Below are 20306 nucleotides of genomic sequence, written 5' to 3'. Positions count from 1 at the left end.
CCTGGCCGCGGCTTCCTCCCCTGGAGGCTTTCGAACGCCGCCCCTCAGCCCGGCCCGACCCCGCTCGCACGGGCCGGCATCCGAAACCCTTCACACTTCCAGACATTGGGTGACCTCCAAGAAGCGGACATTAGCGATGAAGTAACTCGCTGTCCGATACCCGGTGTCTTCACGCGGATGTGTCGAGCACGAGACGCTTGTTTGGGAATGGGAACGCGCTGCCGTGCGTTTCAGGCTCAGGTCATCACCGAGGAGCCGAGATGCCACGATTACCAAACTTGCGATACGCACCCGTGCTCGCCCTTTTGCTTGCCGCCGTAGGATTCCCGGCAATGGCACAGCAGGGCGGCGCTGCGGGTATAACGTCGACGGACACCAAACTCTTCGCATCCGAGATGGATCGCGTCATGGCGCGCATGCATGAGGGCATGGCCGCCGCCAAGCCGACCGGCAACCCCGACCGCGACTTCGCGGCGATGATGATCCCACATCACCAGGGCGCGATCGAGATGGCCGAGATCCAGCTGCGCTTTGGCAAGGACGAGCGCCTGCGCCGTCTCGCCCAAGGCATCATCGTCGAGCAGCGCCAGGAGATTGCGGTGATGCAGCGCATCCTCGACGAGACCCCAGCGCTGATGCCGACCTCCACGCCTGCACAGGGTCACACCAATCATATGCACACGGAGAAGAAGCCATGAAGCGCGCGCTCGCGACCTTACTCCTGCTGTCGAGCGTCGTGCCGGTCTGGGCTGGTCAGGCGCCCGGCGACGCCGCGGCTCCCGACGTGCCGGTCTCGGCCAAGGACCGTTTCTACACCTCCGACCAGTTCTCCAACACGGTCTCGGTGATCGACCCGTCGCAGAACAAGCTGCTCGGAGTGATCAAGCTCGGCGAGCCGACGCCGGCCAATCTGAGCCCGCTCTATCGCGGACAGGTGCTCGTCCACGGCATGGGCTTCTCGCCTGATGGCAATACGCTGGCCGTGGTTTCGATCGGCTCCAACTCGGTCAGCTTCATCGACACCGCGACCAACGCCGTGAAGCACACGGCCTATGTCGGCCGCTCGCCGCACGAGGCGTTCTTCCGGCCTGACGGCCGTGAGGTCTGGGTCGCGGTGCGCGGCGAGGACTACATTCAGGTGCTAGACGGCAAGACATTCGCGCCGACTGCGCAGATCAAGGTGCCGAACGGACCGGGAATGACGATCTTCTCGCCGGACGGACGCTACGGCTTCGTCTGCTCGTCCTTCTCGCCGGAGACGGTGGCGATCGATACCAAGAGCCGCAAGATCGTCGGCCGGATGAAGCAGGAGAGCCCGTTCTGCCCGGATCTCGCGGCGACGCCGGACGGCGAGCAGCTCTGGCTGACGCTGAAGGATGTCGGCAAGACTATGGTGTTCGAGGCCAAGCCGCCGTTCAAGGCGCTGAAGACGCTCGACACCGGCCCGATCACCAACCACGTCAACATCGTGCGCCGCGACGGCGTGCAGTTCGGTTATGTCACGGTCGGCGGCACCAACGAGATCAAGGTCTTCCGCACCAGCGATTTCGGGCAAGTCGCCACCATCCCTGTCGGCGCGCTGCCGCACGGGCTGTGGCCGTCCGGAGACGGGACGCGCGTCTATGTCGGGCTGGAGAACGCGGACGCGGTCGCGGTGATCGATACCGCGAAGCAGGCGGTCATCGCGACGGTGCCCGTCGGTCAGGCGCCGCAGGGCGTCGCCTACGTGCCCAACGCGATCCCGAGCGGCGACGGCATGGCCAACCTTCAGCCGCTGTCGGCAGCGCAGAACTCGGCGCAGCTCTCGCTCGCGAACCCTGACGGCAAGGCGGTGACGCAGGTGACGCTGTTCAACCAAGGGCTCGTCCAGATGCTGCAGGCCGCCGTAACCGGCCTCGAGCCAAAATCGGCTTACGTTCTAGCGCTGGCGAACGACGCGAAGGGAGAGAGTGGCATCCAACCGCTGGCGCCCTTCATGACGAATCCGGCCGGAGCGGCGATCGTCAACGCGGTCGGGCCGATCCGGCAGGTTGTCGCCGATGCAGCGCCCGACCAGAGGCGTTACCTGGTCATTCTCGCGGGTGCGCCGGACAAGCCGGGCGCCGTGCTCCAAACGCAAGCGCCGTAACGAAGCTCGTGAGAAGGCGCCTCAGGGCGCCTTTTTACCGGTCGCATCGAACTGCTTCAGATAGGCCGTCAGGTCGGCGACCTTGGCCGGATCCTTCAGCCCGGCATAGACCATCTTGGTGCCGGGCACCTTGGCCTTCGGGTCCTTGATGTAATCGGCGAACGTCGCCTCGTCCCAGGTCAGGCCGGAGTTCTTCATCGCCGTGCTGTAGCTGTAGCCCTCGTGGCTCGCGGCCTTGCGGCCGATCAGGCCGTTCAGGACCGGACCGACCGTGTTCTTCGCGGTTTCGCCGACCTGGTGGCAGGCGCGGCACTGGTTGAAGATCTTCTCGCCAGATGCGGCATCCTGCGCGAGAACAGGCGAAGATACCGCGCCGAGAACGACGCCGACGAAAGCGTATTTGAGCATGAAGGTTCCTTGGAAACGCCGGCAAGGCGCGATGTCGGCGCGCTTTGCCGGCTTGAGAGGAAGGCGATCAGTAGGTCTTGGCGAGATAGTCGGCGATGGCCTTGGCATCGGCCTCGTCGACCGGCGCGTGGTAGACCTTGATCATCTTCTGGACCTCGGCCTCCCAAAACGCCTGACCCTTCTTCCCCGGCTGATAGTTGATGTAGTCGACCGAGTGGCAGGCCATGCAGTTGTTCTTCGCGGCGTCGAAGCCGGGCTGGGGGCCGGGCTTCAGCTCCGCCGTCTCCTCGGGAAGCTGATAGGTCTTGGGGGCGGCGAGCGCGATTCCGCCGGCAGCGACGAGGCAGCCGGCGAGAACGGCGCAGGCGAGACGGGTTTTGCGATAATGACGGGTCATATCCGCTCTCCTCAGGCCGCGACGACGCGCGTGGTTTCGACGACGTTGCGCATGTAGCCGGCAGGGTTCCAGCTTGCCTGCATCGGCTGGGTCTGGCCCTTGCCGTTCGTGGCCTTGACCATCAGCGCATGCTCGCCGCCGACCAGCTTGATGGCGGCCTTCCACTCGCGGAAGGAATATTTGCCAAGGTCTTCACCCAGCGTCGCCTTGGTCCAGCTCTGCCCGCCATCTGCGGAAACCGAGACCTCCGCGATGCCCGAACCGCCATCGAAGGCGATGCCGCGCAAGGCCAGATCGCCGGCTTTGACGCGTGCCCCGTTTTCGACGCTGGTGATGAAGGAACGGGTGTTCAGGCGGTTGATCGGGATGGTCGCGGTCGGCGCCTTGCCGGGTTCGACGCAGGCGCAATCGGTGTCCGGGATTCGATACGCCGACTTCATCCAGAAGCCGTCGAATGGCTTGTCGTGCACCGTGATGGCGTTGAGATGCTTGACCCAGTAGGTGCCGTAATAGCCCGGCACGATAAGGCGCAACGGATAGCCGTTCAGCCAGGGGAGGTCCGCCCCGTTCATGGCGTAGGCCAGCATCACTTCGCCGTCCCGCGCGTGATCGAGGTCGAGGGCCTTCTCGAAATCAGGCGTCTCAGGGACGACCGGGCCATCGAGCCCGCCGAAAGAGACCTGGACGGCGCCCGATTTCACGCCGGCCTTGTCGAGAACGGCCTTCAGCGAGACGCCACGCCAACGCGCATTGCCCATCGCGCCGTTGCCGAGCTGGCCGCCCGCGACACGGGGCTCGACGAAGCCGCGGCTGTTTCCGGAGCACTGGTTGACGGCGACGATCTCGACGGCTGGGAAACCGGATTTGAGGTCGGCGAGCGAGAGAGACAGCGGCTTGTCAACCTGGCCCTTGATCTCCAGCCGGAATGCGTCCGGATCGATTTCGAGCGGAATGTCGGCAAGATGATAACGGACGAAGAAGGCGTCGTTGGGCGTGATCACGCCATCGTCGAAGACCGAGAAGGGCGTTTCCAGCTGCGGCGGACGCGCGGTCAGCCCGATCATGGGCCGCTTGCCCGGAAACGTCACAAGATTGCGTTGGCCGTTCTCGAAGGGAAGCGTGACGGTCTCGGCAGCCCAGGCGGCGAAGCGCGAGCCGGCGATCGTTGCCGCTCCTATCCCTAAGGCCGTCGCAGCGCCCGACTTTAGAATCTGTCGTCTGTTTTGCATGGCGTTTCTCCCGAGGACATATTCCTCGGTCATGAAACGCACGGGGCCGGCTTTTTATTCCCGTTCGAAAGTGGGAACTAAGCCGAGCAGGGTTCCCCGATCGCATGGAGCGAGCGCAGTCTCGCGATCTGTGCGTCGGTCGGCCGGTTCTGCGGCTGCGGCATTCCGGCGACGATCTCGGCGACCTCGTCCAGCCTGCGCGAATCCATGCCCCGGCTCAGCAGCGCGTAGCGCTTTCCGTCGAACGCCCAGGTGCTGATCTTGAGGCCGTCGCGGTCGGCCCGCACCGGCTGCGGCGTCGCCGATGCAAGCTGAGGGCCGATCCAAAAACCGAGCCGGCATCCTTGCGGCCCGATATAGCCGGCAAGCATGCCGCCGCCCCCCGTGTTGGCCGGATCGAGCGAGAGATAGGCCAGTCGCAGGGATGCCGCGCCGAGATCGGGCAGGCCGTCGCCGCCCGCCGTCAGAGCGATCGGCAAGCGCGTGGCCGGACTGTCGGACGCGAGCCATTGACGTTGCGCCTGCACGGCGAGGGACAATCCGTCGGGCGGCGCAGCGGTCCATGGGATGAAGGGATAAGCGCCGGCCACCAGCACTGCCGCCAGGACGAGACTTGCTGCGAGAGCGGCCCCTCTCGGGATGCCTTTGCGCTGTCTCGCCCGCAAAGGCAGTGAAGGCGGCGGCGCCGGTTGCGACGGCAGCACGGTGACCACAGCCCGCAGCCTGGCCAAGGTTGCGACCCTTGCGGCGAGCCCGGCGTCATGTGCCACGGCGGAGGCGACAGCCGCCGCATCTGCCGGCGCCAGTTCTCCGTCGACATAGGCGTTGAGCCGCTCCCAGGACATGGCCTGCTCGTCCATCATTTCGCGATCGTCATCCGACATGGCGACGCCCCGTCGGAAACGGCGTCACATTTCGCCCACCGATCTCGTCCAGCAGCGAAAGGCGCGCGCGGCTCAACCGGCTCATCACGGTCCCGACCGGCACCCCCAGGATTTCTGCCGCTTCCGCATAGCGAAAGCCGGCGAGATCGACCAGTTCGATGATCTCGCGGTGCGTCGCATCCAGCCGTTCGAGCGCCTGCCTAACCGTGATTTCCGCGATCAGGCGATCGTCGTGTAGCCAGGGTGTTTCCAGCCCGATCTCCATGCCGCGATCCTCGGCCCGCACCGAAGCTCTTCGACGATCGTCGAAGAAGCCGTTGCGCAGGATCGCGAAAAGCCACGACCGGATGCCTGATGCATCGGGTACGGTCTCGCTCGCCAGTGCCTTCATTGCGCAGGATTGCAGCAGGTCGGCGGCGGAATCGCGGTTGCCGCTGAGACGCAGGGCATAACCGAAGAGCCGCTGCCAGTTCTGCCTCAGTGCCGTTTCGACCGCATCGCGCAGGGGACCGTTCCTTCTTTGAACGCCGCCAAACTAACGCGCATCGTCCGCGATGGCGACCGCGATCTGCCGGCGCAATCCCTCGCCGAACAGATGCTCCCTGGCGGCGGGCGATGCTGCGAGATGCGTCGGGCTTGGATGGGGGATCGCGATCACGGTGAGATCGGGCCTTGCTGCATCCAGCGCGGGCCGAAGGCTCTGCGCGACGCGGCCGGCGAGAACCACGACCTGCACACGCGGCAAGAGCGCGAGCAGCGCCGGCAAATCGCGCGCAGCAGCTTCGATGTCCATTCGGGTCGGCCGCCCGAGCTTCCCGCCACGGCGTGGCAGCCGCCATGGCACCGCGTTCCAGATCACCGTGTCCCATCGCGACAGCGGGAGCCCATCGAGAAATCGGGTCAGATTGCGAGCCGTCCTGGTGGGATTGTCGCGCGATGTCGTGCCGGTGGAAACCGAGGCCGGGCCGGGCGTTTCCAGCAGCACGAGCAGGCGAGCTGCGATGCCGCCATCCAAGGGATCGAAATCCGGCACGTCGCCATGGCGCGCCCGCAGCACTGCGGCAAAGCGATTGAGCGGCGCGACATGGGCCGGCTGCCTGTCAGGGGCCATCATCGGGACTGCTCCTCGTCGAGCAGCTCGCGAAAGGCCTGCGCGGCCCGGCTAACGTAACGCTCCTTGTGCCGCAGTATCAGAAAGCGGCGCGGTGGGATGTCGGCCGCCACGTCCACGAGCCCTCCGGAACGCAACGCGCTCGCGACGACGAGCCGCGACATCAGGCTCGCGCCGGCGCCAGCTTCGACCGCGGCGCGAACGGCTTCGTTGGCGGGCAGTTCGAGCGCGACGTCGAGGTCTGCGAGCGTGCGTCCCGCTTCCCGTAGCACCGTTTCCAGAAGCTGCCGCGTCCCCGAGCCCGGTTCGCGCAAAATCCAGGACGTTTCGCCGAACTCGTTAGGAGTGACGGCATCACGCACGGACCACGGATGATCGCGCGAGACGACGATGCTCATGTCGTCGGTTGCGACGCTCTCCTGGGTGAGATGGAGATCATCGATCTCGCCCTCGACGAAGCCGATGTCCGCCAGCCCGTCATGGATGGCGGTGGTCACGGTCTCGGTGTTGCCGATCACCAGCGGTGTTTCGATGCCCGGGTGGCGCTTGCGAAACGCAGCAAGCCTTGGCGGCAACCAATAGTTCCCGATCGTCTGGCTCGCGGCGAAAGCGAGCCTGCCGCGCTTCAGCCCCGCGAGATCGGCCAGGATCTGCTCGCCGGCGGCCGCGCGTGTCAGGATCGCCCGCGCCTCCTGGAGAAACAGTCGGCCGGCATCGGTTAGCGCGATCCGCCTACCCACGCGATCGAACAGCTTCACCGCGTGCCGATACTCCAGGGCCGCAATCGCCGCGCTGGTTGCTGACTGCGTCAGATTGAGATCGGAGGCGGCGCGCGTGACGTGCGCGCGCTCGGCGACCGCAACAAAGATCCGCAGTTGTTCGAGAGTCATACGAACGCCTCGCCGGAATAAATCGAAGGGCCTTTGCGTCTCCTCATCATCCCTCCCGACAGCGAGCATGCCTGATGACGAGCATCGAGCCCGACCACAACCAGCCACCGCCGCACCATTTCGACGACCATCCCGCGCGCCTCACGACCGACAGCGCGCGGCAGGGACCATGGGGCAAGCGCATTCTGTATGTCCTCGCCGGCAGTGTGTTCGGCTCGATCATAATTGTCGGCGCAGCCTTCCTCAGGCTCGCAGCCAAAGCTGATCGCGCTTCAATCGATACCAATCGAATTTATCGATCGAAACAAGAGAAACAACCTGTTGGATAAATCAATTACGGTAAGCGACAGATCACGCATCGAACGAATGGATGCCGCGATGACCCTGCCGACCCAGTCGAGAACGCCTTTGAATTCCTCTTCTACGCTCGACGCCCTGCCCATCTGGCCCGGCGTTCTGCTCTGCGTCGGTGTGTCGGCGGTCGCGCTGGGAATCGAACATGTCGAGGCGGGTTATTTCGGCCGGGTATGGTTGGAGGCGCTCGTCATGGCGATCCTGATCGGCACAGTGATCCGGTCGCTGTGGACGCCAGGCAGCGGCTGGCGGCCCGGCATTTCCTTCTCGGCCAAGACCCTGCTGGAGATCGCGGTGGTGTTGCTGGGCGCCTCGCTGAGCGCGGCGACGATCGCCGCGGCTGGAGCTGGCCTGCTGATCGGAATCGCGGTCGTCGTATTCGTCGCAATCGGGCTGAGCTATGCCATCGGCCGCCTGCTCGGTCTGCCACAGCGCATGGCGATCCTCGTCGCCTGCGGCAACTCGATCTGCGGTAACTCGGCCATTGCGGCGGTCGCGCCCGTCATCGGCGCTGATGGAGACGACGTCGCAGCCTCGATCGCCTTCACGGCGGTTCTCGGAGTCGTCGTGGTCCTCGGCCTGCCTCTCCTGATCCCGGCGCTCGGCCTGAGCGTTCACCAATTCGGCGTGCTCTCGGGATTGACGGTCTATGCTGTCCCCCAGGTCATCGCGGCCACGGCTCCGGCGGGTGCAGCCGCGATCCAGGTCGGCACACTCGTCAAGCTCGTGCGCGTCCTGATGCTCGGCCCGGTCGTGCTGGTCCTGTCGATGCTGTCTGGACGCCTGCGCGAAGAGACCGACAAACCTGCGCCGCATGTGACCGCCGGCGATCGCCCGGCGCCCAAGCGGATCGCCGTCCACCATCTCGTGCCCTGGTTCATCGTTGGCTTCCTCGTGATGGCGGCGTTTCGCTCGGCCGGCCTCATCCCGACCGCCCTTCTTTCGCCGCTGGCGACGGTTGCGAACCTGCTCACGATCGTGTCGATGGCTGCGCTTGGCCTCGGCGTCGACATCCGCTCGGTGGCCAGGGCCGGCCCTCGGGTCACGGGCGCGGTCGTCCTCTCGTTGCTCGCGCTCGCCGCCATCTCGTTCGGCCTCATTCATCTCATCGGCGTGGCGTGAGCCGGCGCCTCCGGAAAAACGAAAGGATCAACCCATGACCCATCTCAGCCGTCGCGATATCGGGATCCTCGGCGCCGGACTTGCCGCCTCGCTTGCTACGCCGGCAAGCGCCGCCGAGCCTCTACGCGTCTACGGCCCCGGCGGGCCGATGCCGGCGATGAAGGAGGCTGCCGCCACCTTCGGCAAGGCGCAAGGCATCGAAGTACAGGTCGAAGCCGGTCCGCTTCCGGCCTGGAAGGACAAGGCGACCAAGGACGCCGACATGATCTTCAGCGGCTCCGAGGTGATGATGTCGGACTTCATCGAAGCGATGCCCGGCATTGATCCCTCAACCGTGCAGCCGCTCTACCTGCGCGCCTCCGCAATCCTGGTCCGGCCGGGCAACCCAAAAAAGGTCGGCGGCGTGAAGACCCTGCTCGAGCCCGGCCTCAGCATCCTAGTCGTCAACGGCGCTGGCCAGCAGGGCCTGTGGGAGGACGTAGCTGGCCGGCTCGGCCGCATCGCTGACGTCAAAGCCTTTCGCTCCAACATTGGGAAGGTCGCCAAGAACAGCGCCGACGCCCGGAAGGCGTGGGTCGAGGACAGTTCGCTCGACGCCTGGCTGATCTGGACGATCTGGCAGGTCGCCAACCCAACACTCGCGGACGTCGTCGAGGTCGAGCCGGACCTTCGGATCTATCGTGACACGGGCATAGCCCTGACGAAGCGTGGGCAAATGCGACCGGAAGCCAAGGGCTTTGTGGAGTTTCTCGCCTCGGCTGAAGGCCAGCGCATCTTCGCCAAATGGGGGTGGATGCGCGCTTAGCTCCAGCCTGTGTGGCTCGACTCCAGGCTTTAGCAGACCGCCCTGAAGCAGACCTTCTAAGCGTCAGCTAAGGGCCACACCTGCGCGTTGCCGTCCTTGTGATGGTGTCGGGAGGAAGGACAGTGCCTAGTATCGGAACCCAATCGAGGGAACCCCCGAGAGCCTGAGCCGATGCGCCGTTCCGGGTTTCAATCAGCCCGGACGGATAGTGGGATGAAGACGATGAAGGAGGGCGGCGACACCGCCCGCGATGAGGCGCGCCCAAGCGCGGAGCATCTGGCGCGGTATGCGCGCAGCTACAGGATGACGACGGATCAGCCGGTGCGGTTCTTCTGGCTCTGGCAGGAAGCGATGGCGCATGCGCTGCTGCTCGAGCAGCAGGCGGATGATGGCCTTCCCGATCAGGGCGAGATGACCGCGCTGCAGCTCGCGGAGGGCGCGCGGGCGACGGCCCGGTTCTTCGCCTTCATGCTGGCCGAGGCACCGGCGCGCAAGACCGAACACTTCGAGGCCAAGATCATGGTCTACGAAGCCATGGCATTCGACGAGGCCGAGATCGCCCGGACGCATACCGCGTTGATGGTTGAGGCCGCGATGCAGCAGGATGCCCGTGAGCTCGGCATCAACCTCAGCAAGATCCCGGTCGAGCCTGGCGGCTCGCCGAGCCGTCACTGAGGATCATCCCATGTCCTTCGTGATCTACGATCTCGAGACCTCGGGTCTCGAACCCGCCTGGAACGTCCCGCTGCAGGCGGCGATGATCCACACCGATGCGGAGCTGAAGCCGCTTGGCGAGCTCTCGCTGCGCTGCCGCCTGCCGGCTCATATCGTGCCGGCGCCGGCAGCGCTTCTGACGACCAATCTCCGTCCCGAACAGCTCGAGCAGGCGCCGCTGTCCTGCTGCGAGATGCTCGGCATCATCGCCAGGGCGCTGCAGGCCTGGGCGCCGGCGACCATCATCGGCTACAACACGCTGAAGTTCGATGAGGAGATGCTCCGGCATGCCTTCTTCACGCATCTGATGCCGCCCTATGCCACGTCGCTGAATGGCCACCGCCGCGCCGATCTCCTCACCATGGTCCGGGCCGTAGCCATGCTTGAACCGGATGCCATCTCCATCCCGCTCGGCCCGACCGGCAAGCCCAGTTTCAAGCTCGGTGAGATCTGCCGGGCCAACGGTATCGCCTTGTCGGAAGACGACGCGCATGACGCCATGGCCGACACCAAGGCCACGCTGGCTTTGCTGCGGCATCTGCGCGATGTCGCGCCGACCACGACCGCAATGATGCTTGGCCTCGCTGACAAGGGCGTCGCAAGCCGGATGCTGGCCAGTCGGGACGTTGTCCTCCTCGGAGGCCTCTCGAAGCTGACGCCGGTGGTCGGCGTGACGCCGAACCCGGAGATCGCGACGTCCTGGGCGGCGGTCGATCTCACCGTCGATCCAGCGGACTATCTCGACCTGCCCGTCGACGAGATCGTGGCGCTCTTCTCGGCGCGCGGGGTCAGGCCCATCAGGACTGTCAAGACCAACGCCCAGCCGATCCTGGTCGCCTACGGTCAGGGCTGCCACGCCTTGCCGGAGGATCAGCGGGACCTTTCGCTCTACAACGAGCGCGCCGCCCGCATCCGCGAGCATGCCGACTTCCGTGCAAACCTCGCCGCTGCCATGCTGGCGCGCTTCGCCGATCGCGAGCCATCGCCCCATCACGAGGCAACGCTGTATTCGGGCGGGTTTCTCTCGAACGACGACGGCCGGGCCTGCGCCCGCTGGCACGCCTCGCCCTGGGAGGACCGGCCCGCGATCGCGGCCGGCTTCGGCGATGAGCGGCTAAAGGCCTTCGCCAACCGGCTCATGCTGATGGAGGCACCGCAGTCGCTATCGCCGATCGCTTGGCAGAAGGGCCAGGCCTGGCTGCGCGAGCGGCTGACCACTGAGGCCGATGTGCCCTGGCTCACGTTGACGAAGGCGCGGGCCGAGATCACGACCTTGCGCCAGACGCTGCAGGTGGATGATGCCGCGCGCCATTCCCTTCTCGATGCGATCGAGCGTTGGCTCGGCGAACGCGGCCGGTTCTTCCAGCTCGCGGCCTGAGCTGCAGCGGATGGACCCCGCCTGAGGTTCACAGAAGCAAGCCGGGCCCTGGACAGGGCCAAATTGAGAAGGGGCGCGGGCCGCGAGGCTCGCGCCCTTTGCGGTTCGAGGGGAGTGGGAAGCGAGACGAAGGGAACAGAACCCCCAGGAAGCTCGAGACAGACTCCACAAGGACCAGACAGACATGACCATCCGCCAGCCGCACGGCCCGAACACCGCCGCCACCCTGTCGTCGCTGACGATCGACAACCGGCCCAGCCTCGTCATCGACGAGCTCGACGCCTTGGCTCTCCACGAGCCGACGCGTGCCGACTACGCCGCCTTCGCCATGAACCTGCCAGCGATCCCGGCCCTGACCAGGCGGACCAAGCATCATGCAGAAGAGACGGCCCGCTTCATCGCCTTGGTCGGAGACAGCAGCCGGGCGCAGTTCAATGACCATGCCCTGCAGCTCTTCGCTGTCGCGCGCTTGAACGTGGTGGGATCGCTCGCGGTCGCGCTGATCCCGGCCCGGAATGCGGTCGCCCGGCACGCCAAGCGCGAGCAGGGTCATGCCGTGCTCGGCACGCTCGAGGATGGGGTTGAGAACGAGCTGTACGAAGTCGCCCAGATCGCCTTCGGCCTCGACCGCGCCGAGGCAGCCGAGATTGCCGCCGACGCGATCGCCTATGCCGGCCGGAAGGCGGATGATCAGAGCCGCGACAGCGGCGCGACCATGCACAGCATCGAGCAGCGCGCCGCTCTGGCGCAGTATCTGATCGGCCAGCCCGACGCCGACACGCTGCTCGCGCAGGCCCTGCGGCACTGCGAGATGGAACAGCGGTTTGCGGCCTCGATTGTCGGCGACGATCTCGGGCCCGAGGAGCACAGCCGAACCGAGGCCGCACGCTTCGGCGCGCATCTCCAGATGATCATCGCGCTCGCGCGGCTGCGGCTGACCCATCCCGAGGTCGATCCTGACGATCACCCGGCCCTGAAAAAAGCGGTGCCCGAGGCATCTGCGCCCGAGCAGGCAGCGCTCATCCTCGCCCAGCAACATGGCCGGCATCTCGAGGCCATGATGGCGAAGCATCCGTTTTAAAAAACCGCGATCGTCGGCAGACGAAGAGCAGGCGCCTCGCGGCGCCTGTCTTGATTCCAAAGAGAGAGCGGGACGCGCAGCCAGATGGCTGTAACCCCATGGAACGTTCTCCGACATGACCAAGAAGCCCGACCTGCCTGCCACCGAGCAGGCTCACGCCATCTCCATCGATCTGGCCCAGGCGTTCGATCCGATCGCCGCGATCACCGCACCGATCGGGTTGAATCCCTCGCTCGCGGAGCTCGCTGCCTTTCGCAGGGCAGTGCCCGACATCAAGCTCGCCGCCCGCGAGGCCAAGCGCCTCGGTGACGAGGCGATGCGGGTGCGCCTGTCTGATCTCGAGCCTGCCCAGGGTCGACTGTGCGCCGCCGGCCTGACGATGGCCGCGCTCGGCTGCAAGGCCGTGACCGTCATCTGGCCGGCTGACAACCTCGACGTCGCGGACGCCAAGCTGGCCTTGGCGGAAACCACCGGCCCGCACCTGCTGGAGGAACACGACCATGTCGGCATGCTCGACAACGAGCTTGCCCGCCGGATCCGGATCAAGCGGGCGGCCTTCGCGGTAGGCGAGCTCATGCTTCCGCCCGCGCCGAGCCCGCCCGGCGCGGAAAGCCGAGGCCTGGCCGAATGGCCCGCCAGCCGTTTCGACCTGACTACGATCCTGCCGCCGCGCGGCGGGCCGCCGGTCATGGCGCAGGGCGAGCTCCAGCGTTGGATCGACCGGCTTAAGAGCGCTCCCGATCTCGGAGGGCTCGGGGACCTCGTCGCCCGTCTCTTCGACACCTCCGATCGGCTGCGCCATCTCGCCCGGGTCCAGGCCGGCGCCGATCCGGTCGAGCTCAGGGCCGCGGCCGAGGGCGCCTTGATCGCAGCCTATCTGACGGCCGCGCAGGTCGCGATCAGGCCGGTCCCGAAGCGCTCGCATGCGGAGGTCATCCGGCGCGAGGTCGCGCGGGTGATCGACGGGCGTGCCCGCCGTTCCGACCCGCTCCACATGCAGGCCGCCCTTCGCACGCTCTTCGATGATGGCGTGTGGCTCGCCCGGCTCATCGATCCCGACCGGATGGCGACCGTGACCCCGAGCTGGACCGAGATCGTCTGATCGGCGCTTGCAGGCGGGTTCTGCGTCTGGGCCTCGTTCGGGTCGGCGAAAGGGCTGGACCTGAGTTGGCCAATCGACGGCGCGCCTCTTCGTGGAGGCGCGCCGTTTTCCGTGCCGATTGCAACTGGGGCGAAGGGGCGGAAAGGCCGACCCCCGAGAATCAAGTTCGAGACACCATGACCGCCATCACCGGAACCCTGCGCGATCTCGCGCTCTCCACCGCCCGCATTCCTGTCATCGACGAGTTGGCCGCGATCGAGAGGCTCCTGCCCAACACCCCAGACGACCAGGAGCGCCACGCCGCTTTGCTCGAGCGTCTGCCGCCGCTGCTCGACCTGCGCGGTCGGGCGCTGGTGCATGGGCTGCAGTACCAGCGCTTCCTCACGCTCGCCGAGGCCGATCCCGCGGCGCTGGAGGAGCGCATCGACACGGCCAATGCGCTGGCGATCCTCGCCCATGCTGGCGAGATCGCCATGTTGCTCGTGCCGACGGGCTCGGCGGAGGATCGCTTCGCCAAGGCGATGCTTTCGAAGGAACGCGCCGCCCAGTACCGGGCCGGCAGTGGCGTCCACGATCCTGTGCTGATGAACCGGGCGCTGCGACAGTCCGTGCGGACCGGCAGCCAAGTTCCCGCTGGCATGGAAGAGCCGGCCCGGCGCTTCCGCGGGGATGTCCTTCCGCGGCAGGACGAGAATGGCCCCGGTGCCGAGACCTACCATCTCGAGGACGCGCTTTCGCTGGAGGCCTGGTTCAACGCGCCGCCGGATCTCCGGGACCTGCTCGACGACGCCAGGCACCTCCTCGCCGCGATGGCGGCCTGGTCGGAGCCCGAGGAGCCGGGGCCGTACTGGATCGGCGCCACACGCGGCGCTCACATCCTGGCCTATGGAAAGCTGTGCCGCGTCGGGCTCTGGCCCGCCCGCAGCACCGACGACCTCATGGTGAAGCAGGAGGTGGAGGATCTCATCGCCGATAGCCCGCACGATCCAGATTTCATGCGGGCGCTGGTCGAGATCGCGCTCGGCGTCGGCCGCCGCATCGCCCGTCAGGGACCGCCCTTCGTGACGGTCCTCCCCGGCGTCGCACTGTGAGGCCGGCCATGAACAGCGTGAACACCGCCCCCCCGGAGGACGCCGCCTTCGTCGAGGCCTGGCGCGATCACGAGAACCGCGTCCTTCTCGGCCATGTGCGCCGGCAGCGTCCCGAGGGCCCAAAGGCTGCGTCTCCGGTAGAGGATCCCGATCAGCATGACACCGCCTGCACGGAGGACCTCGGTCCCACGATGGCCGTGTTCGACAGATCCGCCGTGCTCGCGCAGATCAGGCTCGCGACCGGCCAAGACTTCGTTGGGGGTGAGACGACGACCAGTTCCGCCTCGGGCGAGGAGCAGACGAGGCTGGTGCGGCTGCGGACGCTCGCGGGCGAAGAGCCGCTGCGCCGTCTCGTCATCGGCGACGCCGGCATGCGCGAGCGGCTCGCGCGACTGCGCACGGAATGTCCCGGCTTCATCGAGGTCATCGCCTTGATCGAGCGGGCCGTCGCGCTCTCCGCCGTCTCCAAGACCGGCACCGCCTCCCCGGCGATCCTGCTCGTCGGGCCACCCGGCCTGGGCAAGACCCACTTCTCCCGCCGACTCGCCGAGGCACTCGGTATTGAGCAGCACGTCTTCAGCTGCGCGACCAACTCGGACGCGCAGGCGCTCCTCATCGGTCATCCGCCAACCTGGCGGGGCGCGCGGATGGGCGTGCTGACCGAAGCCCTGCTCGGCGGCGAGACCGGCAATCCGCTTGTCTTGCTCGACGAGATCGACAAGTTCGTCACGCACTCGACGGAGAAGCCCTACAACAGTCTTCTCAGCCTGCTCGAGCCGGAGAATGCCTGCGCGCTCGTCGATGAGTATCTGCGCATCCCGTTCGACCTTTCACGCTGCCTGATCATCGCGACTGCGAACGATTTAGACCTGCTCCCGGACTTCATCCAGGACCGGTTCCTGGTGGTAAGGGTGGCCCCGCCTAGTGGCGCGATGCTGCGCGCGATCGCCAGCCGCATCGCCACCGAGATCATCGCCGCTCATGGCGACGCCTTCGGGCATCCAGAAGAGGCGGTCGTCGCGCGGCTCGCGACTACCCATCCGCGCGGGATCCGCCGGCTCGTCACGCTGGCGCTCGGCTTCGCCGCCGAGGCCGGACGCCGTCATCTCGTCGTCGCCGACGTCGCGTCCGCGGAGGCTATTGCCGATATCAAGAGCGCGAGGACGCCGATTGGGTTCATCCCAGGGAAGTCGAAGGGCGAAATGGAGCGTGAGTGAGCGAGGCCGGGGATGCCCCCGAGAAGCCCGTCAAAACAGAAAGACAGATCATGACCGACATCATCGACATCACGACCGAGGCTGAGCCGAACCGCGCCGCCCGCTCGATCGGGCGCGCACTCCTGCCGGAGGGTTCGGCCGGCGCCGTGACTCACTGGTATCCGACCCGCTGGCCGCGGGTCGGCGGGAAAGCCTTGCTGCCGCTCTCCAACAACGCCTTCACCCGCAAGCCCTTCACCGATGCCTACCAGCCGGGCAAGCTCGTGTTTATCTACGTCGCCGGTTGCGGCGAGGATCATAGCATGCCGACGATCGCGACCGGCCTGCTCGGTCTCGCTCGCCGCCTCAGGATGACCGTTCATAAGGTCTCCGTCACGGCGCAGGTCCATCTGCGCGATCGGCTGCGCGAGCTCAACGCCGATCACTATGGCGCACTCACCACCAGCGTCGACGGCTACCCCTGCAGCGATCTCGGCTACGACAACTGGATGGCGCAGCACATCCTGCCGAACAACAAGCCCCTGGATGGATCGCCGATTGCGCTCGCCGAGCGCTGCCTGGCCGTCCGCCTGCCGCAAGATCTCTCCGTTCGCGAGTTCGACAAGCGGCTCCATCACCACATGCGTAACGCCGCTCTCAATCGCTGGCTGCGGAGCCAGGCCGGACGGACGCACTGCCAACTGATCGGCATCCCGCCGGCGCAGGCCATGCGCGCAACGGGCTACGGATTCGGGGAGGTCGTGCGGGCGAGCGAATCCCAGGAGTTCTACCACTTCCGGCCGAAATCCTTCGACGCCGACCGCCTCATTCGCATCGCCGAGGTCATCATCCATGACCATGTTGTCGCGCCGAGGCGGCAGGCGACCACAGGATGGAAGTCGAGGGCGCAGGGGTATGGCCAGGCTTTCCACTGACGTGACTTGACCGACGCGCTGGTGGCGCCGGATCCGCGGTCATGGCGACTAAGGTCATGTTCCCAGATTCGGCCCTATCGGCGGCCTGAACAACGTGCACATCAAAGAGCGTCACCCCCACAGCAGAAAGAACCCAATGATGCCGAAGGATCCAGCGGCCGAGATCAAGCCCGCGACCACTCTCGAACTCTGCGCGATGTTCGGTCCTTACGCGCGGGTCCTCCCTCCTCTCTTCGACTACACGGCTGCTAAAACCTTCGTTGGGCCGGCGTCCATTTTGAAGGTCAGCGGTGGGCGCGAAAGGCTCAACCTCGCGCTGCTCAAGCATTGTGCCGACCATGTCGTGATCATCGACGGCCGGCACCTCGCGCCGTTCGGCATCGTCGGGCCCACGGAGGTTGCGAGCGCGGTCACCGGTAAGTGCCGCGCCCTTCTCGTCTTTGGATCGGTCTTCGACGTCGGCAAGCTCGCCAAGGAAAAGATCCTGCCGGTCCACGCGCTCGACAATGGGCCGCACGTGCTGCGGGACGAGGGCGGCAAGGTCGAGGCCGCCTATCTCGACTGCGCGGCCGGCCTGATCACCCACGACTTCTACATCACAGGTGACGCCGACGGGATCGTCGCCGTGCGCCAGGAGCAAATGCAGGCGCATTTCCCGGTTCGGTAGGCAGAGAACTGGAGTGCGCCCGCTGAGGCGGACGGCGTGACGGCGAACAATTGACGGGGGAGCCGGGCTTTCGAAGGATGGAAGCCCATAGCCCGACACCGCACCCACAGCCTCGCGTTCAAGCGCCAAGTTGCCGAGGCTTACTTGGCCAGCGAGACGCTCCATAGCCTCGCCCGGCGGCACGACTTGTCACGCAACCTGGTCCGGATCTGGATCCAGAAGTTCGAGGCTGGAGCCTTCGACGACGAGGCCGTCGCCGTAGATACGATCGAAGCCTACGAGGCGCGCATCGCCGCGCTGGAGCGGCTCGTCGGCAGGCAGGCCTTGGAGATCGAGTTCCTGAAGGGGGGTCTGAAGTACGGACCACAGCCGAGAAGCGCGACTACATCCGTCGTCACCGGCCCCGCGGCATTTCCGTCGCAGAAGGATGCCGGCTGATGGGGATCGCGCGCTCGACCTATTACGACAAGCCGGGCATCGGCGTCGACGACACGGCGCTCGTCGAAACCATGGCGGCGATCTCCGACAGCTTCGAGGCTTATGGCTATCGCCGGATGCAGCAGCGCCGCGGCACCGCGGCCTGGTCCTCAATCACAAGAAGATCAGGCGATTGATGCGCGAGCACAGCCTCGAGCCTCGGTTGCGTCGGCGCCACGTCGCCACCACCGATGGCAATCACGAGTTGCCGATCTTCCCGAACCTGGCGAGGGGTATGGTCCCGGGCGGGCCGAACCAGCTCTGGGTGGCCGACATTACCTATGTCGCGATCACCGCCGGCTTCGTCTACGTCGCCGTCATCCTCGATGCCTGGTCGCGCAAGGTCGTCGGTTACGCTATCGGCCGATCGATCGACGTCAGGCTGATACTGGCCGCCCTGCGCACAGCCATCGAAAAGCGAGGGCCGCCCCCCGGCTGCATCCACCACACGGACCGCGGCTCGCAATACGCGGCCGGGCGCTACCAGCAGGCCCTCGCCGAACATGGCCTAATCGGATCGATGGGACGCCGCGGCAATCCATACGGTAACGCCAATTCCGAGAGCTTCATGAAAACGCTCAAGGTCGAGGCAGTCTATCCAATGGCCTATGAGACGTTCGAGGATGTCGCCGCCGACCTTCCGCGCTTCATCGATCAGGTCTACAAGGCCGGCCGACTGCACTCCGCGCTCGGCTATATCAGTCCGCCGCAGTTCGAGGATCAACACGCCCGGCTCACGGTCAAAACCGCAGCTTGGTCCTGTCTACCCGCAGGGCGCAATCCAACTGGCATCATCTGCTTCGGCAAATGATTGTTGGTTTTGGGTCATGATGACCAGAACCAGCCGCTGCCGCTGTCGAGCGGGGCGAGCGCCGCGATACTGAACATCCTCGTTGCCGAAATGCCCATGCCTTCTCGCGGCGGCGTCTCTCTGTTAGCCCAGCAGCCATCACCCCGCCGCAGTCAGCGACGTTGCAGGCGGGTCTTAGGCTCCCGACCATCGATCGCTGGCAAACCGCTAAAAATGCCCTCGATGACCTCAGCGGGCTCGGCGCAACGCGGCTCGTCAAAGCGGTCAAGGAAATCTCGGTCAGCCGAGCTGCCTCGTGATGCCACATGGTCATTCGGCTCACCAACCACTGACTGTCCTTCAACTTACTGTACTGTTGAAGAATAGGCTTCGCGCCGCTATTCCGGGGCTGGAATTGAGCTGACTTTAGTCGACTCTGTTTAGAGTGGCGCGGCTGCAATTGTCTCCGCCCGGTTGGGACAATGCAGGCGCATTCCCGAATTCCCAGCTACGATCACCGGCTTCTACCCCAAATTGACGCCGAACAAGCATAGTGGAAAAATTCCGCTTAGTTGATTCGGCTGCTCTAGGCATTGTGAGGCGAGAAAGTGCGTATCCGGCCTGTTGAGAAAGGACAGCTCCCTCCTGAATTCAGCCCACTCTCAGCCCCCTTCGACCAAGCTCGTAGAATTGATCGAGGGACATCTAATTTGGTTAACGTAAGCTGGATCGCGAGGGAAATTCAAACCGCATTGAATACAGGCATTGGCTGCGACAAGATCTATTATACCATTGCACCGGCCGAGGAGCTTTCAGAGCTCCTGGATACAGGAGAGGCGGAAAACTACGGGCCTTATGCTAAGCGACTGTCGGCGTATGACTGTGGCCAGCCGCTGATCGTCATGTTTAAAGGCGAGATCCCACCAGAGATCATCAACGAAGACGATTGTGAGATCTTGGATGGCAAAGCCCGTGTCGTGCGTGCGCTCGATGAGCACATGTCTCTTCGGGTCATCTTGATCTCCAAAGAATTGGCAATCAAATGGGGGATTCCGCCCCAACTTCGTATGCTCGGTGTTCAGAAGAAATCGATCGAACTCCCCCTGAGTCCTGCCGCAATCAGAGCAGGGCAACGAAACCATCGCCAGCGCTCTGGCTTGCATACGCTTCCCGAAGGCACCAATTCCGCTAACGCGGTCATCAGTCAGCGCGTGAAAGCAGCACGGGCCGCTTCGGGTGACGCTGTGACGAACCCCTTCGCGTACAGCATGATCCTTTCAAGCGATCGAGGCGTGCGGAATCATGTTCATGATAAGTTGCACTCGCGGGAGTTGATACCACGCGGCTTGATCGACGCATTTAGGGAGGTCAAGAAGTCTGGCCGGTCTCCGCGCCAATATCAGGAAGCGTGCCATCTGATCCTGCTGGCCAAGCTCCTGAAGGCGGGCTGCAAGCTGGACACCCGCAAGAACCCTCCGATTTCTGGCGCTCTGATGGGTTCGGTGCAATGTCTGCCTGATGATCGGCTTCGGGCTGCCTGAGGGCCG

24 protein-coding genes are annotated in these 20306 nt (G+C 65.5%); 17 read left to right on the top strand and 7 right to left on the bottom strand.

Annotated elements, in window-relative coordinates; genetic code table 11:
- The first annotated feature begins 332 nt into the window (after positions 1–332).
- Together BW981_RS21290 and BW981_RS21285 are read left to right on the top strand one after the other, a co-directional pair.
- Positions 333–698, top strand: coding sequence for a CopM family metallochaperone (locus BW981_RS21290; protein WP_076442869.1), 366 nt, complete (start codon positions 333–335; stop codon positions 696–698).
- Complete coding sequence (locus BW981_RS21285) at positions 695–2128, top strand: YncE family protein (RefSeq protein WP_076442867.1); 1434 nt, start codon at positions 695–697, stop codon at positions 2126–2128. Before BW981_RS21290 ends, BW981_RS21285 begins: the two co-directional genes overlap by 4 nt.
- A 21-nt stretch (positions 2129–2149) precedes the next feature.
- On the opposite strand, the gene BW981_RS21280 is transcribed toward BW981_RS21285, so the two are convergent.
- The 7 genes from BW981_RS21280 to BW981_RS21250 form a co-directional block, all read right to left on the bottom strand.
- Positions 2150–2536 (bottom strand): c-type cytochrome, encoded by a 387-nt coding sequence (locus tag BW981_RS21280; protein WP_076442865.1) that lies wholly within the window; start codon positions 2534–2536, stop codon positions 2150–2152.
- Positions 2537–2603: 67 nt separating this feature from the next.
- Positions 2604–2933: a SorB family sulfite dehydrogenase c-type cytochrome subunit gene (locus BW981_RS21275; RefSeq protein WP_175624192.1), complete on the bottom strand. Its 330-nt coding sequence runs from the start codon at positions 2931–2933 to the stop codon at positions 2604–2606.
- An 11-nt stretch (positions 2934–2944) separates the two neighbouring features.
- Positions 2945–4162 (bottom strand): SorA family sulfite dehydrogenase catalytic subunit, encoded by a 1218-nt coding sequence (locus tag BW981_RS21270; RefSeq protein ID WP_076442873.1) that lies wholly within the window; start codon positions 4160–4162, stop codon positions 2945–2947.
- A gap of 77 nt (positions 4163–4239) precedes the next feature.
- Positions 4240–5046 (bottom strand): hypothetical protein, encoded by an 807-nt coding sequence (locus BW981_RS21265; protein ID WP_076442863.1) that lies wholly within the window; start codon positions 5044–5046, stop codon positions 4240–4242.
- Positions 5036–5551 (bottom strand): RNA polymerase sigma factor, encoded by a 516-nt coding sequence (locus BW981_RS21260; RefSeq protein ID WP_076442861.1) that lies wholly within the window; start codon positions 5549–5551, stop codon positions 5036–5038. Before BW981_RS21260 ends, BW981_RS21265 begins: the two co-directional genes overlap by 11 nt.
- 30 nt (positions 5552–5581) lie before the next feature.
- Complete coding sequence (locus BW981_RS21255) at positions 5582–6160, bottom strand: uracil-DNA glycosylase family protein (protein ID WP_083712555.1); 579 nt, start codon at positions 6158–6160, stop codon at positions 5582–5584.
- Positions 6157–7047, bottom strand: a complete 891-nt coding sequence (locus BW981_RS21250) for a LysR family transcriptional regulator (RefSeq protein WP_067993482.1) — start codon at positions 7045–7047, stop codon at positions 6157–6159. Before BW981_RS21250 ends, BW981_RS21255 begins: the two co-directional genes overlap by 4 nt.
- A gap of 74 nt (positions 7048–7121) precedes the next feature.
- Here BW981_RS21250 and BW981_RS23205 point away from each other — a divergent pair, with 74 nt between their 5' ends.
- From BW981_RS23205 to BW981_RS22800, 15 genes are all read left to right on the top strand, one after another.
- Entirely contained in the window at positions 7122–7376 is a 255-nt protein-coding gene (locus BW981_RS23205) for a hypothetical protein (RefSeq protein WP_175624191.1), read from the top strand.
- A 37-nt stretch (positions 7377–7413) separates the two neighbouring features.
- Positions 7414–8523 carry a YeiH family protein gene (locus BW981_RS21245; RefSeq protein WP_082733098.1) on the top strand — a complete coding sequence of 370 codons (1110 nt, stop codon included), beginning with the start codon at positions 7414–7416 and terminating at the stop codon, positions 8521–8523.
- A gap of 34 nt (positions 8524–8557) precedes the next feature.
- Entirely contained in the window at positions 8558–9328 is a 771-nt protein-coding gene (locus BW981_RS21240) for a substrate-binding domain-containing protein (RefSeq protein ID WP_076442859.1), read from the top strand.
- A gap of 213 nt (positions 9329–9541) precedes the next feature.
- On the top strand, positions 9542–10003 hold the full coding sequence (locus tag BW981_RS21235; protein ID WP_076442857.1) for a hypothetical protein: 462 nt from the start codon (positions 9542–9544) through the stop codon (positions 10001–10003).
- A 10-nt stretch (positions 10004–10013) separates the two neighbouring features.
- On the top strand, positions 10014–11420 hold the full coding sequence (locus BW981_RS21230) for an exonuclease domain-containing protein (protein WP_076442855.1): 1407 nt from the start codon (positions 10014–10016) through the stop codon (positions 11418–11420).
- Between the two features lie 184 nt (positions 11421–11604).
- Positions 11605–12501 carry a hypothetical protein gene (locus tag BW981_RS21225; protein WP_076442853.1) on the top strand — a complete coding sequence of 299 codons (897 nt, stop codon included), beginning with the start codon at positions 11605–11607 and terminating at the stop codon, positions 12499–12501.
- Between the two features lie 115 nt (positions 12502–12616).
- Positions 12617–13603: a hypothetical protein gene (locus BW981_RS21220; protein WP_076442851.1), complete on the top strand. Its 987-nt coding sequence runs from the start codon at positions 12617–12619 to the stop codon at positions 13601–13603.
- A 176-nt stretch (positions 13604–13779) separates the two neighbouring features.
- Entirely contained in the window at positions 13780–14694 is a 915-nt protein-coding gene (locus BW981_RS21215) for a hypothetical protein (RefSeq protein WP_076442849.1), read from the top strand.
- A gap of 8 nt (positions 14695–14702) precedes the next feature.
- Positions 14703–15911: an AAA family ATPase gene (locus tag BW981_RS21210; RefSeq protein ID WP_076442847.1), complete on the top strand. Its 1209-nt coding sequence runs from the start codon at positions 14703–14705 to the stop codon at positions 15909–15911.
- A 50-nt stretch (positions 15912–15961) separates the two neighbouring features.
- Complete coding sequence (locus BW981_RS21205) at positions 15962–16825, top strand: hypothetical protein (RefSeq protein WP_139333887.1); 864 nt, start codon at positions 15962–15964, stop codon at positions 16823–16825.
- Positions 16826–16919: 94 nt separating this feature from the next.
- Positions 16920–17492, top strand: coding sequence for an RraA family protein (locus BW981_RS21200; RefSeq protein ID WP_139333886.1), 573 nt, complete (start codon positions 16920–16922; stop codon positions 17490–17492).
- Between the two features lie 144 nt (positions 17493–17636).
- Positions 17637–17930, top strand: a complete 294-nt coding sequence (locus BW981_RS21195) for a helix-turn-helix domain-containing protein (RefSeq protein ID WP_348521422.1) — start codon at positions 17637–17639, stop codon at positions 17928–17930.
- A complete protein-coding gene (locus BW981_RS23555; RefSeq protein WP_244560413.1) occupies positions 17930–18106 on the top strand; it encodes a hypothetical protein in 177 nt (58 codons plus the stop codon). The genes BW981_RS21195 and BW981_RS23555 overlap by 1 nt, the downstream gene beginning before the upstream one ends.
- A complete protein-coding gene (locus BW981_RS21190) occupies positions 18106–18780 on the top strand; it encodes an IS3 family transposase (RefSeq protein WP_244560412.1) in 675 nt (224 codons plus the stop codon). The genes BW981_RS23555 and BW981_RS21190 overlap by 1 nt, the downstream gene beginning before the upstream one ends.
- Positions 18781–19469: 689 nt before the next feature.
- Entirely contained in the window at positions 19470–20300 is an 831-nt protein-coding gene (locus tag BW981_RS22800) for a hypothetical protein (RefSeq protein ID WP_139333884.1), read from the top strand.
- Positions 20301–20306: the final 6 nt, after the last annotated feature.

This window comes from Allobosea sp. TND4EK4 (assembly GCF_900156025.1).
Classification (GTDB): domain Bacteria; phylum Pseudomonadota; class Alphaproteobacteria; order Rhizobiales; family Beijerinckiaceae; genus Allobosea.
Note: the sequence above shows the minus strand (reverse complement) of the source record. Positions and strands in the feature narration are given on the sequence as shown.

Bases quoted from the DNA above. Each gene is read 5' to 3' on its own strand.
- BW981_RS21290 (WP_076442869.1), top strand. From the start codon at position 333: ATGGCACAGCAGGGCGGCGCTGCGGGTATAACGTCGACGGACACCAAA.
- BW981_RS21285 (WP_076442867.1), top strand. From the start codon at position 695: ATGAAGCGCGCGCTCGCGACCTTACTCCTGCTGTCGAGCGTCGTGCCG.
- BW981_RS21280 (WP_076442865.1), bottom strand. From the start codon at position 2,536: ATGCTCAAATACGCTTTCGTCGGCGTCGTTCTCGGCGCGGTATCTTCG.
- BW981_RS21275 (WP_175624192.1), bottom strand. From the start codon at position 2,933: ATGACCCGTCATTATCGCAAAACCCGTCTCGCCTGCGCCGTTCTCGCC.
- BW981_RS21270 (WP_076442873.1), bottom strand. From the start codon at position 4,162: ATGCAAAACAGACGACAGATTCTAAAGTCGGGCGCTGCGACGGCCTTA.
- BW981_RS21265 (WP_076442863.1), bottom strand. From the start codon at position 5,046: ATGTCGGATGACGATCGCGAAATGATGGACGAGCAGGCCATGTCCTGG.
- BW981_RS21255 (WP_083712555.1), bottom strand. From the start codon at position 6,160: ATGATGGCCCCTGACAGGCAGCCGGCCCATGTCGCGCCGCTCAATCGC.
- BW981_RS21250 (WP_067993482.1), bottom strand. From the start codon at position 7,047: ATGACTCTCGAACAACTGCGGATCTTTGTTGCGGTCGCCGAGCGCGCG.
- BW981_RS23205 (WP_175624191.1), top strand. From the start codon at position 7,122: ATGACGAGCATCGAGCCCGACCACAACCAGCCACCGCCGCACCATTTC.
- BW981_RS21245 (WP_082733098.1), top strand. From the start codon at position 7,414: ATGGATGCCGCGATGACCCTGCCGACCCAGTCGAGAACGCCTTTGAAT.
- BW981_RS21240 (WP_076442859.1), top strand. From the start codon at position 8,558: ATGACCCATCTCAGCCGTCGCGATATCGGGATCCTCGGCGCCGGACTT.
- BW981_RS21235 (WP_076442857.1), top strand. From the start codon at position 9,542: ATGAAGACGATGAAGGAGGGCGGCGACACCGCCCGCGATGAGGCGCGC.
- BW981_RS21230 (WP_076442855.1), top strand. From the start codon at position 10,014: ATGTCCTTCGTGATCTACGATCTCGAGACCTCGGGTCTCGAACCCGCC.
- BW981_RS21225 (WP_076442853.1), top strand. From the start codon at position 11,605: ATGACCATCCGCCAGCCGCACGGCCCGAACACCGCCGCCACCCTGTCG.
- BW981_RS21220 (WP_076442851.1), top strand. From the start codon at position 12,617: ATGACCAAGAAGCCCGACCTGCCTGCCACCGAGCAGGCTCACGCCATC.
- BW981_RS21215 (WP_076442849.1), top strand. From the start codon at position 13,780: ATGACCGCCATCACCGGAACCCTGCGCGATCTCGCGCTCTCCACCGCC.
- BW981_RS21210 (WP_076442847.1), top strand. From the start codon at position 14,703: ATGAACAGCGTGAACACCGCCCCCCCGGAGGACGCCGCCTTCGTCGAG.
- BW981_RS21205 (WP_139333887.1), top strand. From the start codon at position 15,962: ATGACCGACATCATCGACATCACGACCGAGGCTGAGCCGAACCGCGCC.
- BW981_RS23555 (WP_244560413.1), top strand. From the start codon at position 17,930: ATGGGGATCGCGCGCTCGACCTATTACGACAAGCCGGGCATCGGCGTC.
- BW981_RS21190 (WP_244560412.1), top strand. From the start codon at position 18,106: ATGCGCGAGCACAGCCTCGAGCCTCGGTTGCGTCGGCGCCACGTCGCC.